The following is a 13,726-nucleotide window of genomic DNA, read 5'->3' on the forward strand; positions in this document are numbered from 1 at the left end:
GAAGACTTGGTACTACCGATTATTGGTGATGATCGCGGGAGCCTGATCAGTATTGAAAAGGCGTTGAATATCCCGTTTGCCATCCGTCGCGTCTACTACATCTTCGGTACCAAGGCCGGCGTCAGCCGCGGCTTCCATGCCCACCGGGATCTCCAGCAACTGATAATCTGCCTGGCCGGCAGTTGCCGCATGACCCTGGATGACGGTACCGGCCGAGTCGACCATATGCTTGACGCGCCACAGAAAGCCTTGCTGATCAAGAATATGGTCTGGCGTGAAATGCATGATTTCAGTGAAGACTGCGTACTCATGGTCATCGCCAGTGAAACCTACGACGAGCGTGATTACATTCGCAGTTACGATGACTTCAAGAGGCTGATCGCCCATGCCTAGCATTCATGCCTTGGCCGATGTACAAACCGATGCCATCGGTGAAAAAACCAGAGTCTGGCAATACGCGGTCATCCTCAAAGGTGCGCGAATTGGCAGCAACTGCAACATATGCGCCCACACCCTGATCGAAGGAGGGGTTGTAGTCGGGGACAACGTCACCGTGAAAAGTGGTGTGTTTCTGTGGGAGGGGCTCGTGATCGAGGACAATGTCTTCATTGGCCCCAATGCTACATTCACCAACGACAGAGTACCGCGCTCCAAGTGTTACCCCGAGGCTTACGAAGTCACGGTGCTGAAGGAAGGCTGCAGCATCGGTGCCAACGCAACATTGCTCCCGGGCGTCACGATTGGTCGACACGCCATGGTAGGTGCCGGTGCCGTCGTGACAAAGGATGTACCTGATTACTGCGTGGTAGTGGGTAATCCGGCAAAAATAACAAGGGAGCTAGAGCATGGTTGATTTCCTGAATCTCAAGGCCGTCAATAAACAGTACCGCGAAGAATTGTTGCAAGCGTGTGCCGATGTCATCGATTCCGGCTGGTACATCGGCGGTAGCGCTCTGGCCCGCTTTGAAAGCAACTTTGCCGCTTATTGCGGTACCGCTCATTGCATTGGCGTGGCAAACGGTCTCGATGCGCTGACGTTGACCTTGACCGCCTGGAAACAGCTGGGGCGGGTGAAGCAGGGTGATGAAGTCATCGTCCCGGCCAATACCTACATTGCGAGCATCCTGGCAATCACCGCCAGTGGGCTTGAGCCTGTGCTCGTCGAACCTGACCCCGCAACCTTCAATATTGATACCTCCCTCATACGCCAGGCTATTACCGACAAGACGCGCGTCATCCTGCCGGTACACCTGTATGGGCAAATTGCAGACATGAAGGCGATCACCGAGATTGCCGCCGAATACGGTTTGCTGGTACTCGAAGACTCGGCCCAGGCTCACGGTGCCTCAATCGATGGCAAGCGGGCGGGGAGCTGGGGGAATGCCTCGGGCTTCAGCTTCTATCCGGGCAAGAATCTGGGTGCGCTCGGCGATGCCGGGGCGATAACCACCTCGGATGCCGAGTTGGCGGAAGTGCTGCGCGCCCTCAGAAACTACGGCTCCCATGAGAAGTACAAGAACTTGTACGTCGGAGTGAACAGTCGTTTGGACGAGATCCAGGCGGCTATGCTGGACGTGAAGCTCAAGTATCTGGGTGAAGAAATCAGCCGGCGCCGGCACATCACCAAGTGCTACCGCGCGGGCATTCAAAATGCTCAAATCGTCCAGCCGCAAAATAAAGTTGTCGAGGAGCATGTCTGGCATCTGTATGTAGTACGCACGCCGCACAGAAACGATTTGCAGCAACATCTTCGCGAGCAAGGGATACAGACGCTGGTTCACTACCCAATCCCGCCTCACAGGCAGCAGGCTTACAGTCAGTACAACGGTTTGAGCCTGCCGCTGACTGAAAAAATTCATGATGAAGTGCTCAGCCTGCCTGTCGACCCCACCATGAGCGACGCGGATATTCAGACGGTCATCGATGCCTGCAACAGTTTTACTGTGTCCGGGCAATAATACATGACGTTGATCAAGACCAGTCTGCTGAATGCTATTGCTGTTTTTGTAAAGATGGCGACATTGCTGGGGCTCAACAAGGTGCTGGCCCTTTATGTAGGGCCAGCGGGTTACGCGGCGATCGGGCAATTGCAGAATGCCGTTACCATGTTCACGACACTGGCCAGCGGCGCTGTCAGCACAGGGGTAACCAAGTACACGGCGGAGTTTGCTGATCGGCCGGACGAACAACACAGGATCTGGCGAACTGCCGGGACGCTGTCACTGCTGGTTTCGTGTGTATTGGCAGTGCTGATCGTGGCCATGCGGGCACCATTGGCAGGTTGGTTTTTCAACGACGAAAAACTCGCCCCAGTGCTGGTGTGGTTTGCCGCTACCTTGGTATTTTTTGCCTTCAACTCTTTGCTGCTGGGCATTCTGAACGGCAAGAAAGACGTTCAGCGCTACGTGCTTGCCAATATTTCTGGCAGCCTGATATCGCTGGTGGTGACCTGTGCCCTGACCATCAGGCTGGGGTTGTACGGTGCGCTGGTTTCGCTGGCTGTGTACCAGTCGTTGAGCTTCGTGGCCACCTTGGTCATCTGCATGCGCACATCATGGTTCCGCCTCTCAGATTTCATCGGGGCGCTGGACAAGCAGTCCTTGTCCCGGCTGGCAAAGTTTGCCCTCATGGCCGTTGTGACAGCATGTTCTCTGCCCGTTTGCCATGTGTTCATCCGGGATTACCTGGGGGCGGAGTTCGGCTGGGATCACGCTGGTTACTGGGAGGCCATGTGGCGGTTGAGCACGGCCTATCTCATGTTGATCACCACGACGCTTGCGGTCTATTACCTGCCGAGGCTCTCGGAGCTTTCAGATGCAGGTGAACTTCGTCGGGAAATCATTCAGGGATACAAGCTCATCCTGCCCCTGACCATTGCTGCCGGCCTGGTTATCTACCTGCTCAGGGACTTCATCATCCATGTCCTTTTCTCGGCGTCATTCCTGCCCATGCGTGAGCTGTTCGCATGGCAGATGGTAGGGGACAGCTTGAAGGTCATCAGTTGGTTGATGGCCTACCTGATGCTCGGCAAGGCACTCACCCGGTTGTATCTGATTACCGAAGTCCTCTCGACGCTTTCGCTTTATGCTCTGACGGTCTATTTCACCCAGTTGTGGGGGTATGAAAAAGTTACCCTTGCATACGCGGCAAACTACCTGTTGTACGGAGTCGTGATGTATTTCTCGGTATTCCGTCGTTTGCACATTATTGTTGGCGATACGGCGCGGAGCTGAGTAGAGATGAAGGACGTCATCGAACAGTTACATGGGCGCATCCTTGGCGCTGAACCTGCCCAGGCATTGGTGCAGGCGCAGGTCTATGGGGCACTGCTCTGGGCGGTGGACCTGGGTATTTATGATGCCACCGCGCTGGAGCGCCACCTGGTGGCCCGATGCGCCAGCCAGGTCACGCTGCCGGCTGTCAGCAGCGTATCGCGCGGCTGCCTGCATGTGGTCAGCGAACCCTATATGCAAGGCGGGCACACCCGGCTGATGGAGCGCCTGGCGCACATGCACGAGGGGCCTGTGGACCTGCTGGTCGCGCGCAGCGCCAAGCCCCAGGTGCTCGAACGCCTGGCAGGCTATTTCGCCCATATCGAGGTGGCGCGCGGCGATGACCCGTGCGCCCGCCTGCAGTCCATCGTCGACATCCTGGCCCAGTACGACAAGGTGGTGTTGCACATTCACCCGGACGACATCATCACCACCGTCGCCTGCGGCCTGCTGAAGCAACAACGTGGCGCCGCGCTGACAGTGTATTTCGTCAACCATGCCGACCACGTGTTCAGCTTTGGCGCGTCGGTGGCCGACGTGTATTTCGAGATCAGCGCCTACGGGCACCATCTGGACAAGAAAAAGCACCTATCCTGCCAGAAGAGCTTCCTGGCGATCCCGATCGAGACCAGCGGCGCCAGAGTGCCGGATGCCGTGCCAACCCATGAGCGGATCAAGGTGTTCAGCGCTGCCTCGGCGGCCAAGTACAAGCCCCACGGCGGCCTGGACATGCGTCCGTCGATCACGGCGATTCTTCAGCGCTTCCCCAATGCCGAGTGCTGGATCATCGGTGCCAACCCCCTGACCAACACCTGGTGGTGGACAGTGAAGCTGCGCTACCCCAAGCGCTTCTTCATCCGCCGCCACCTGCCGTACAAGGACTACCTGGCCTTTGCGGAAAAAGCCGACTTCTACCTGGACAGCTACCCTATACCCGGTGGCACGGCGTTCGCCGAGCAATTGCTCAAGGGCCGGCGTTGCGTGGGGTTGGTGGCGCCGATTCAGGGCTATTCCCCGGCAGACGGCCTGAAGGTGGCCAGCATCGACCAGCTGCTGGACAGCATCGAACAACCCCGGCCCAGTGCCTCGGTGGTGGAAGCGGTGCAGCGGGTCAACTCGCTGGAGTCGGTGAAAGCGCGTTACCTGGCTTGCATCGAGCGGGGCGAATTCAGCGAGAACGAACTGGCAGCCATGTTGCCGTGGACGGGCAACCTCGATTTCATGAAACCGACAGGTAAGGTCACTAGCATGATCCCTGCGGATGTCTTCGACGCCCTGTGCCGCATAGACACGAACCTGGCGTTGCGAACCCTGTTTGCCTACGCCTGGGTGCCGAGAATCAAACTCTTGATCAAGGTCGTGCTGTTCCGGCTGGCCAGGCTGACCAGAGCGCGAGGGTGAGTGTGATCAGGATATTTATCGGCGTGCTGTTCTGCCTGCTGTTCTTCAGCGACTTCGTCGTGTTGACGCTGGGGCTGGGCAGTGTGTTTGCCGGTTGGCGAGAAATGATCAGCCTGCTGATGATCATGTGGCTGCTGCTGCGGGTGCTGGCCAGTGTCACGGCACGTGGCATGGTCAACCTCGAAGTCGGGCGGTGGTTGCTGGTCGTGCTGTTCTTCGTCTTCCTGTATCTGCTGTTCGGCGACCTTAGCGCGTCGTCGGTGCGCATGTTCCGCGCACTGGCCGTGCCGGTGTTCGTCGGCATGGCGGTGGCCATCTGGGCCCACGCGGTGTCGACCGAGAAGAAGCTGCGCCATGTGTACTGGTCGGTGCTGGCGATGAGCGTACTTACCGGCGCGTATGCGTTTTACCAGTACCTGACCATCGTCTCGGCCGAGCAGTTCTGGTACTGGCCGCTGCTTACCGCCAAAGGCTATGAGCTGCAACCCTACAACTCGATGCGTGACGGGCTGCCGCGGGTTTCCGGCTTCTTTACCGGCACGCTGGAGTTTTCTGCGGTAATCCTCAATACCGCAGCCATGACCCTGGCCGTGTTGCTCAGCGGGCGCAACTGGTCTTTGACCCGGCGCCTGCTGCTGAGTGTTGCCTTCCTGCTGCTGTGCGGGCTGATTGTGATCGGTTCGGTGCGTACGGCCATGATCGGCCTGGTGTGCATCTGCTCGATGCTGGTGGCGGCCCGGGTACTGCGTACGGCCTGGCTGATCTCCCTGCTGGGCTACCTGCAGTTCGTGGGCCTGACCGTGGCGATTTTCGCCTACCTGTCGATGGGCTACACCGAGGACTTGTCGGCACTGGACCGTGAGCGGCAGTGGCTACACATGTTTGAGGTGCTTGGCGCGCACCCCATGGGCTATGGCTTTGGCGCGGTAGGCCCGGGCCAGCCGCACTGGTTCGATTCGTTCTGGCTCAACCTGCTGGCCACCTGCGGTCTGGTCGGCCTGCTGATCATGGCCGGGTTGATCCTTTGGTATCACAAGCTGGTGACGATCATCGTCCGGGACAGGCCTCACGGCAGCTCCTGGAAAAACGGCCTGGGCAACTTCGTGATTGCCAGCTATCCGTTCTTCCTGAGCTCGTTCTTTTTCCAGTCCTATACGAACAGTGTTGTCCTCTACATTTTCGCGATCGTGGTGATGGTGATCATTGGTGAAAACAGAAGAACAAAAGTTGAGCCTGGCAGTCCTGATCGTTCTGTATCGGAAAGCTAGCCAGGACTCGATTGCCCTGCAGTCGTTGCTCGCGCAGCAGGCGTTACTGCGTGACGAGGGTATCGACCTGCAGCTGTACGTCTGGAACAACTCCCCCGGCGTGGCACAGCCGTGCCCGGGCGTACGCTGGTACGAGGCGGACAACCAGCGGTTGTCGGTGGTCTACAACCAGGTGGCCGAACAGGCGTTTGCCGCCGGGGTCGACCTGTTCATGATCTCGGACGACGACACCAACTACTCGAACATCCGCCTGTCCAGCTGCCTGGCGCAGATCGGCCAGGTACGCCGTGCGCCAGGCGGCGAGCAGGTGGGCGTGTTCATGCCCCGGCTGGTCAGCCATGGGCAACTGGTCAGCCCCGGCAAGCGCTGGCTGTTCATGGGCCGCCTTACCCCCAACGTGGCCGCGGGGCTGGTGGACTCGAAAAACCTGCTGGGCATCAACAGTGGCCTGATCTTCACTCGCGAGTGCTTCCAGCGCATGACGCCTTTCTATGACGAGCGGTTGCGCTTCTATGCCACCGATACCGACTTTTTCATCCGCTACGAGGGTTATTTCCCCAAGGCCTGCGTGCTGGATGTGGAGATTGCCCACGACCTGTCCGAGCACAGTGCCGATACCCCCGAGCGTGCCTTGTTCCGCTTCGAGGAAATGATCCACGGGCTGCGTATCAGCTTCCATTCCCACGGCCTGCTGGAGCGAGGCCTGCTTGACCTGTACCTGGTCTATGCAGCCATTCGCAAAGCGGTGGCCTACCGCCGCCCGGCCTTCGTCAAGGCCTTGTTTACCCAGGTGAGGGCCGTGAAATGATGCATGCCTTGCTCGAAAAGCTGGTGCTGCTGGTTAAAAAGCGCCCATTGGTTGTCGACCGGCGCATCTCGTCGGGCTATCTGCTGGGGCTGTTCGTGACCAAGCTGCTGATGGCCTGCCGCGGCGTGATCCGCCTGCGCCGGCGGCGCCTGGCGTTCATCGGCTCGGGGGTAACCCTGAAGGAAGTGGGCAAGATCGAGTACGGCCCGGGGCTGGTCATCGACCAGGGCTGCTTCGTCGATGCCTTGTCCAATGACGGCATCCGCTTCGGCACCGCCGTGTCGCTGAACAAGCACATCATCATCGAGTGCACCGGCAGCCTGGCCAACATCGGCAAGGGCCTGGTGATCGGCGACAACGTCGGCCTGGGTGCCGGCTGCTTCCTGGGCTGCGCCGGCGGCATCGAGATTGGCAGCGACACCATCATCGGCAACTTCGTCAGCTTCCATTCGGAAAACCACAACTTCGAAGACCCGCTGCAACCCATCCGCCTGCAGGGCGTGACCCGCCAGGGCATCAAGGTGGGCCGCAACTGCTGGATCGGCGCCAAGGTGACCGTACTCGATGGCGCGGTGATCGAAGACGGCTGCGTGTTCGCCGCAGGGGCGGTGGTGGCCGCGGGCGTGTACCGCAAGAATTCGATTTATGGCGGTGTGCCGGCCAAGTTCATCAAGGCGCGCGTAGCGGAAGAAGGGGTGGCATGAAAACGTTGCACTTTGTCCATCTGCTGAATGACTACAGCGGCAGCCCCCGGGTGTTGAACCAGACCATCACCGCGCTACAGCGACACGGCGCCGACTGCACCCTGCATGTGGGCAGCAGCGGCCACGGTGTGCTCGACGAGCTGCAGGTACGCACCTGCAGGTTTGCCTACAAGCGCTTCGACAACCGCTGGCTGACCTTGCTGGCGTATGCCGGCTCGCAGGTGGCGCTGTTCTTCAGCCTGTTGCGCCAGGTGCGGCCGGGGTCGATCGTGCTGGTTAACACCATGCTGCCCTTTGGTGCCGCCCTGGCCGCCCGTTTGCGCGGTGCCAAGGTGGTCTACCACGTGCACGAAACCTCCATCCGGCCTGCGCTGCTCAAGGCGTTCCTGCGCCGAGTGATTGCCGGCTGTGCCAGCAAGGTGGTCTACGTGTCGAAGTACCTTCAGGTACAAGAGGGCGTGGCCGGCGTGCCAGCGGTGACCGTGTACAACGGGCTGGCCGAGGGCTTCCAGCAGCAGGCAATGGCCACGCCGTACCAGCACTTGCACGACGGCAGCTTCAACGTGCTGATGCTGGCGTCGTTGAAGGGCTACAAAGGGGTGGACGAATTTGTCGCCCTGGCCACCGCACTGTCCGCGAACCCTGTGCTGAAGTTCACCCTGGTGCTCAATGCCAGCCCGCAGGAAGTGGACGCCTACTTTGCCGGCAAGGTTCTGCCGCAAAACCTCATGCTCAGCCCGGCCAGTGCCGAGGTGGCGAAGTTCTACCGCAATGCCAGCCTGGTGCTGAACCTGTCCCATGTGGACGGCTGGGTTGAAACCTTTGGCCTGACCATTCTCGAGGCGATGGCTTTCGGCATCCCGACCATAGTGCCCCCGGTAGGCGGCCCGGTCGAACTGGTCAGTGACGGGGTTGAGGGCTACCAGATCGATTCGAAAAACCATGAACAACTGGTGCGCACCGTTGCGCGCCTGTCGCAGGACCCACAGGTGTGCCAGGCACTGTCCGAGTGCGCACGCAGGAAAGCGAGTGAGTTTTCCACTGCCAACTTCCAGAAAAAAATCGTGATGGTGTTTGATGACCTATAAGATTGCAGTGATTGGTACGGTCGGTTTACCCGCTCAATACGGTGGTTGGGAAACACTGACCGAGCAATTGGTGCGCAACCTGCCGGGTGACTGCGAACTCACCGTATATTGCAGTGCGCCCCATTACCCCCAGCGCCCGAAGTTTTTCGAGCGTGCCCGCCTGGTCTACCTGAACCTCAAGGCCAATGGCGTGCAAAGCATTCCGTACGATGTGCTGAGCATGCTGCACGCCTACCGCAAGCATGACCTGATGCTGATTCTGGGTGTTTCCGGCTGCATTGCCCTGCCATTCATGCGCCTGCTGACCCGCAAGCCGATCGTGGTGAACATCGACGGCTATGAATGGAAGCGCGCCAAGTGGTCCAACTTCGCCCGCTGGTTCCTGAAGTTGTCCGAAGCGGTGGCCGTGCGTTTTGCCCACGCGGTCATCACCGACAACAAGGTGTTGCAGGAATACGTGACCGCCGAATACAACAAACCCAGCGAACTGATTGCCTACGGTGGCGACCAGGCCCGGGCCGGCGAGCCAAGCGAGCAAGCCCGCCAGGCTTACCCCTTCCTGGGTGCGCCCTATGCCTTTACGGTGTGCCGCATCGAGCCGGAGAACAACATCCATGTCATTCTCGAAGCCTTCGCCGGCTCTGGCATGCCGCTGGCGATCATCGGCAACTGGAACCACAGCGAATACGGCGTGCAACTGCGCAAGCAATACGAAGGGGTAAGCAACATTCACCTGCTGGACCCGATCTACGACGTGGAGCAACTGAGCCCGCTGCGCAGCAATGCCACGGTGTACCTGCATGGCCACAGCGCCGGCGGCACCAACCCGTCGCTTGTCGAAGCCATGTGGCTGGGCCTGCCGGTGGTGGCCTTCGATGTGTCGTTCAACCGCGCCACCACCGAAGACCAGGCGCTGTACTTTGCCGACAGCACCTCGCTGCGCAACCACGCCCAAGCCCTGTTTGCCGATGAAGGCGCCCGTGCGCAGCTTTCGGCGCGCCTGCATGAAATTGCCAACCGCCGTTACCGATGGTCGGTGGTGGCAGACCAGTACCGTAGCGTGTTCACCCGCCTGCTGGGCCGGGCGGGGAGAGGCTGATGGCCGAGCAAGGCAACGGGCAACGGCCAGGTATCCTGGCCACCGGCGGTAGCGGTTTTGTCGGCAAGGTGTTGCTGCAGCGGCTTGCTGCAGACACACGCTGGGCGCCGCGCGCGCTGGTACGGCAAGCGCCTGGCCAGCGGCTGGCGGGCGTCGACTACCGGCCATTCAGCGAACTGGCGGCGGTGGATGTTGCGTCCGGGCATTTCGAGCAGGTCGACACCGTAATCCACCTGGCCTCCCGCGTGCACGTAATGCAGGAAACCGCCGCCGATCCGCTGGCCGAGTTCCGCCGGGTAAACGTGGAAGGTACCCTGAGCCTGGCCCGAGCCGCCGCCCAGGCCGGTGTGCGGCGCTTCATTTTTGTAAGCTCGGTGAAGGTGAACGGCGAAACCACCAACGGCCGCCAGCCGTTCACTGCCGATGAAACCCCTGCGCCTTCGGACCCGTACGGCATCTCCAAGCGCGAAGCCGAAGACGGCCTGCGCCAATTGGCGGCTGAAACCGGGCTGGAAGTGGTGATCGTGCGCCCGGTGCTGGTGTATGGTCCAGGCGTGAAAGCCAACTTCCGCAGCATGATGAACTGGCTGAGCAAAGGTGTGCCGCTGCCATTTGGCGCCATCCACAACAAACGCAGCCTGGTGGCGCTGGACAACCTGGTGGACCTGCTGCTGACCTGCATCGACCACCCGGCCGCCGCCAACCAGACTTTTCTGGCTAGCGATGGCCACGACCTGTCCACCACCGAACTGCTGCAACGGTTGGGCAAGGCGCTGGGCAAGCCAGCCAGGTTGTTGCCCGTGCCCGCCGCCTGGTTGAAGGGCGCGGCCACCTTGGCCGGCAAGGCCGGGCTGGCCCAACGCCTGTGCGGTTCGCTGCAGGTAGACATTGGCAAAACCCGTGAACTGCTGGGCTGGCAGCCTCCGCTGGATGTCGACCAGGCACTGCGGGCCACGGCACTCAACTTTCTGAAAGAGCAAGACAAATGATGGCATGGTGGCTTATCCCCCTGGTCGCAGGGGCATCCCTGCTTTTGACCGCAGTGCTGCGGCGCTACGCCCTGAACAAGCAGATCATCGACGTGCCCAACGCGCGCAGTTCGCACACCGTGCCAACCCCACGGGGTGGCGGTGTGGCCATTGTGCTGAGCTTTCTTGGCTGCCTGCCGCTGCTGGGCCTGGCGGGCGCTGTGCCGCTGCCGGCACTGGTTGCCATCGGCGGGGCAGGGGCACTGATCGCGGTAATCGGCTTCATGGACGACCACGGCCACATCGCTGCCCGCTGGCGCCTGCTTGGCCACTTCGCCGCGGCCGCCTGGATGCTGTACTGGCTGGGTGGCCTGGCGCCGCTGCAAGTGTTCGGCTTTACCCTGGACCTGCAGTGGTTCGGCTACATCCTGGCCGCGTTCTACAGCGTGTGGATGCTCAACCTGTATAACTTCATGGATGGTATCGACGGCATCGCCAGCGTCGAAGCGGTGACCGCCTGCCTGGGCATGGTGCTGCTCTCGGCCCTGGCCGGTGTGCCACAGTTGATGGCGCTGCCACTGTTGCTGGCCGCGGCCACGCTGGGCTTCCTGTTCTGGAACTTCCCGCCGGCCAGGATCTTCATGGGTGACGCTGGCAGTGGCTTCCTTGGTATCGTGCTGGCAGGCCTGTCGCTGCAGGCGGCCTGGGCTGCGCCGCAGCTGTTCTGGTGCTGGCTGATCCTGTTGGGCGTGTTCGTGGTCGACGCTACCTTCACCCTGATCCGCCGCCTGCTGCGCGGCGACAAGGTGTACGAAGCGCACCGCAGCCACGCCTACCAGTTCGCCTCGCGCCACTATGGCAAGCACCTGCCGGTGACCCTGGCTGTGGCCGGGCTCAACCTGTTCTGGCTGCTGCCGGTGGCCTTGTGTGTGCTGTTGCTGGGCCTGGACGGCGTGTTGGGCGTGATCATCGCCTACCTGCCATTGGCGTTTCTGGCCGTGCGCTGGCGCGCCGGTGAACTCGAACACTAGCTAGAGTGATAGAAAGAAGACGCTAGACATGTCACTTTGCAACACTCTCAGAGGTTCTATGGATAAGCTGCGCTCAAGACTGCTTGGACTACCTCGACGCCACAAACGGCTGATCCAGGTAGCGACCGATGTAATTCTGGTCTGGTTCGCGCTGTGGCTGGCGTTTGTCGTGCGCCTGGGCATCGATGACCTGGCCAACCCTGTCCGTGATCACACCTGGCTGTTCATCACGGCGCCGATCATCTCGATCCCGTTGTTCATCCGCTTTGGTCTTTACCGGGCGGTGATGCGCTATTTCGGCAATGACGCACTGATCGCGATCATCAAGGCGGTGACCCTGTCGGCGCTGATCCTCGGTTTCATCATCTACTGGGCCAGCAACCACCAGAACGTGGTGCCGCGCTCGATCACCTTCAACTACTGGTGGCTGAGCCTGATCATGGTCGGCGGCCTGCGTCTGGCCATGCGCCAGTACTTCCTCGGCGACTGGTTTGCCACTGCCGTGCAGCACGTGCCCTTTGCCAACCGCGACGACGGCCTGCCACGGGTGGCCATCTACGGCGCCGGCTCGGCCGGTAACCAGCTGGTGGCGGCGCTGCGCATGGGCAAGGCCATGCGCCCGGTAGCGTTTATCGACGACGATGCCAGCATCACTGACCGAGTGATCGCCGGCCTGCAGGTGTACCAGCCGGAACAACTGCAACGCATGATCGACGATACCGGCGCCGAAGAAATCCTGCTGGCGCTGCCCTCGGTCAGCCGCAGCCGTCGCCGCGAAATCCTCAACCTGCTGGAAGGCTACCCGCTGCACGTGCGCAGTGTGCCCGGCTTCATGGACCTGGCCAGCGGCCGGGTCAAGGTGGACGACATCCAGGAGGTGGACATTGCCGACCTGCTGGGCCGCGACGCGGTACCGGCGCAAGGCGACCTGCTACAGCACTGCATCATCGACCAGACGGTCATGGTGACCGGTGCCGGCGGCTCTATCGGCTCCGAGCTGTGCCGCCAGATCCTCGGGCAGACACCGCGCACCCTGCTGTTGTTCGATCACAGCGAATTCAACCTGTACACCATTGCCGGCGAACTGGAGCAGCGCATCATTCGCGAAGGCCTGGCGGTGCAACTGATCCCCATCCTCGGCTCGGTCCGCGACCAGGCCAAGATGCTCGACGTGATGCGCGCCTGGCAGGTGGACACCGTGTACCACGCCGCTGCCTACAAGCATGTGCCGATTGTCGAGCACAACATTGCCGAAGGCCTGACGAACAACGTGTTCGGCACCCTGTACACCGCCCAGGCGGCGCTGCAGGCCGGCGTTGCCAACTTCGTGCTGATTTCCACCGACAAGGCCGTGCGCCCCACCAACGTGATGGGCAGTACCAAGCGCCTGGCCGAAATGGTGCTGCAGGCCCTTAGCCGTGAGCTGGCGCCGGTACTGATGGGCGAAACCGGCAATGTCTCACAGGTGAACAAGACCCGCTTCACCATGGTGCGTTTCGGCAACGTGCTGGGCTCGTCGGGCTCGGTCATTCCGCTGTTCCACAAGCAGATCAAGGCCGGTGGGCCGCTGACCGTGACCCACCCGAAAATCACCCGCTACTTCATGACCATCCCCGAGGCCGCGCAGCTGGTGATCCAGGCCGGTTCCATGGGGCAGGGCGGCGATGTGTTCGTGCTGGACATGGGCGAACCAGTGAAGATCGTGGAACTGGCGGAAAAGATGATTCACCTGTCCGGCTTCAGCATCCGCTCCGAGCGCAACCCGCTGGGCGACATCGCCATCAACTTCACCGGCCTGCGCCCGGGCGAGAAGTTGTACGAAGAGCTGCTGATCGGCGACAACGTGATTGCCACCCGCCACCCCATGATCATGAGCGCACACGAGGACTACCTGCCCTGGGATGTGCTGAAGCAGCGCCTTGACGCCCTGCGCGCGGCGACTGCGGAAGATGACTTTGCCACCGTGCGACAGCTGCTGCGTGACACCGTAAGCGGCTACGTGCCTGGCGGCGACATTGTGGACTGGCTGTACCAGCGCCGGCGCATGGAGCCCTGAACGCTGCACTTACAAAATGAACGGCGGTGCC

The 13,726-nt window shown here is 61.0% G+C and carries 13 protein-coding genes; all 13 read left to right on the forward strand.

Annotation, left to right across the window (positions count from 1 at the left end):
- Positions 1-6: 6 nt before the first annotated feature.
- From CAG22_RS28770 to CAG22_RS17025, 13 genes are read left to right on the forward strand one after another with little or no spacing between them, the layout of a single operon-like run.
- Complete coding sequence (locus CAG22_RS28770; protein ID WP_223998121.1) at positions 7-393, forward strand: FdtA/QdtA family cupin domain-containing protein; 387 nt, start codon at positions 7-9, stop codon at positions 391-393.
- On the forward strand, positions 386-853 hold the full coding sequence (locus CAG22_RS16970; RefSeq protein ID WP_085590002.1) for an acyltransferase: 468 nt from the start codon (positions 386-388) through the stop codon (positions 851-853). The genes CAG22_RS28770 and CAG22_RS16970 overlap by 8 nt, the downstream gene beginning before the upstream one ends.
- Positions 846-1,958, forward strand: a complete 1,113-nt coding sequence (locus CAG22_RS16975) for a DegT/DnrJ/EryC1/StrS aminotransferase family protein (protein WP_085590004.1) — start codon at positions 846-848, stop codon at positions 1,956-1,958. The genes CAG22_RS16970 and CAG22_RS16975 overlap by 8 nt, the downstream gene beginning before the upstream one ends.
- Positions 1,959-1,961: 3 nt before the next feature.
- A complete protein-coding gene (locus CAG22_RS16980; RefSeq protein WP_085590006.1) occupies positions 1,962-3,233 on the forward strand; it encodes an O-antigen translocase in 1,272 nt (423 codons plus the stop codon).
- A gap of 6 nt (positions 3,234-3,239) precedes the next feature.
- Positions 3,240-4,673 (forward strand): hypothetical protein, encoded by a 1,434-nt coding sequence (locus CAG22_RS16985; protein WP_085590008.1) that lies wholly within the window; start codon positions 3,240-3,242, stop codon positions 4,671-4,673.
- A 2-nt stretch (positions 4,674-4,675) separates the two neighbouring features.
- Positions 4,676-5,941 (forward strand): hypothetical protein, encoded by a 1,266-nt coding sequence (locus CAG22_RS16990; RefSeq protein ID WP_170929315.1) that lies wholly within the window; start codon positions 4,676-4,678, stop codon positions 5,939-5,941.
- Positions 5,901-6,749, forward strand: a complete 849-nt coding sequence (locus tag CAG22_RS16995; protein WP_085590012.1) for a hypothetical protein — start codon at positions 5,901-5,903, stop codon at positions 6,747-6,749. Before CAG22_RS16990 ends, CAG22_RS16995 begins: the two co-directional genes overlap by 41 nt.
- On the forward strand, positions 6,746-7,453 hold the full coding sequence (locus CAG22_RS17000) for an acyltransferase (RefSeq protein ID WP_046615532.1): 708 nt from the start codon (positions 6,746-6,748) through the stop codon (positions 7,451-7,453). Before CAG22_RS16995 ends, CAG22_RS17000 begins: the two co-directional genes overlap by 4 nt.
- Positions 7,450-8,541 carry a glycosyltransferase family 4 protein gene (locus CAG22_RS17005; protein ID WP_085692412.1) on the forward strand — a complete coding sequence of 364 codons (1,092 nt, stop codon included), beginning with the start codon at positions 7,450-7,452 and terminating at the stop codon, positions 8,539-8,541. Before CAG22_RS17000 ends, CAG22_RS17005 begins: the two co-directional genes overlap by 4 nt.
- On the forward strand, positions 8,531-9,640 hold the full coding sequence (locus tag CAG22_RS17010) for a DUF1972 domain-containing protein (protein WP_085590016.1): 1,110 nt from the start codon (positions 8,531-8,533) through the stop codon (positions 9,638-9,640). Before CAG22_RS17005 ends, CAG22_RS17010 begins: the two co-directional genes overlap by 11 nt.
- Positions 9,640-10,629, forward strand: a complete 990-nt coding sequence (locus tag CAG22_RS17015; protein WP_085590018.1) for an SDR family oxidoreductase — start codon at positions 9,640-9,642, stop codon at positions 10,627-10,629. Before CAG22_RS17010 ends, CAG22_RS17015 begins: the two co-directional genes overlap by 1 nt.
- Positions 10,626-11,639 (forward strand): glycosyltransferase family 4 protein, encoded by a 1,014-nt coding sequence (locus tag CAG22_RS17020; RefSeq protein WP_085617693.1) that lies wholly within the window; start codon positions 10,626-10,628, stop codon positions 11,637-11,639. The genes CAG22_RS17015 and CAG22_RS17020 overlap by 4 nt, the downstream gene beginning before the upstream one ends.
- Positions 11,640-11,697: 58 nt before the next feature.
- Positions 11,698-13,695 carry a nucleoside-diphosphate sugar epimerase/dehydratase gene (locus tag CAG22_RS17025; protein ID WP_085590023.1) on the forward strand — a complete coding sequence of 666 codons (1,998 nt, stop codon included), beginning with the start codon at positions 11,698-11,700 and terminating at the stop codon, positions 13,693-13,695.
- Positions 13,696-13,726 lie beyond the last annotated feature (31 nt).

The organism is Pseudomonas sp. B8(2017), from assembly GCF_002113575.1.
GTDB lineage: Bacteria > Pseudomonadota > Gammaproteobacteria > Pseudomonadales > Pseudomonadaceae > Aquipseudomonas > Aquipseudomonas putida_Z.

What these genes read in the sequence shown, in the direction of transcription:
- CAG22_RS16970 (WP_085590002.1), top strand. Translation starts at nt 386, where the DNA reads ATGCCTAGCATTCATGCCTTGGCCGATGTACAAACCGATGCCATCGGT.
- CAG22_RS16975 (WP_085590004.1), top strand. Translation starts at nt 846, where the DNA reads ATGGTTGATTTCCTGAATCTCAAGGCCGTCAATAAACAGTACCGCGAA.
- CAG22_RS16980 (WP_085590006.1), top strand. Translation starts at nt 1,962, where the DNA reads ATGACGTTGATCAAGACCAGTCTGCTGAATGCTATTGCTGTTTTTGTA.
- CAG22_RS16985 (WP_085590008.1), top strand. Translation starts at nt 3,240, where the DNA reads ATGAAGGACGTCATCGAACAGTTACATGGGCGCATCCTTGGCGCTGAA.
- CAG22_RS17000 (WP_046615532.1), top strand. Translation starts at nt 6,746, where the DNA reads ATGATGCATGCCTTGCTCGAAAAGCTGGTGCTGCTGGTTAAAAAGCGC.
- CAG22_RS17005 (WP_085692412.1), top strand. Translation starts at nt 7,450, where the DNA reads ATGAAAACGTTGCACTTTGTCCATCTGCTGAATGACTACAGCGGCAGC.
- CAG22_RS17010 (WP_085590016.1), top strand. Translation starts at nt 8,531, where the DNA reads ATGACCTATAAGATTGCAGTGATTGGTACGGTCGGTTTACCCGCTCAA.
- CAG22_RS17015 (WP_085590018.1), top strand. Translation starts at nt 9,640, where the DNA reads ATGGCCGAGCAAGGCAACGGGCAACGGCCAGGTATCCTGGCCACCGGC.
- CAG22_RS17020 (WP_085617693.1), top strand. Translation starts at nt 10,626, where the DNA reads ATGATGGCATGGTGGCTTATCCCCCTGGTCGCAGGGGCATCCCTGCTT.
- CAG22_RS17025 (WP_085590023.1), top strand. Translation starts at nt 11,698, where the DNA reads ATGGATAAGCTGCGCTCAAGACTGCTTGGACTACCTCGACGCCACAAA.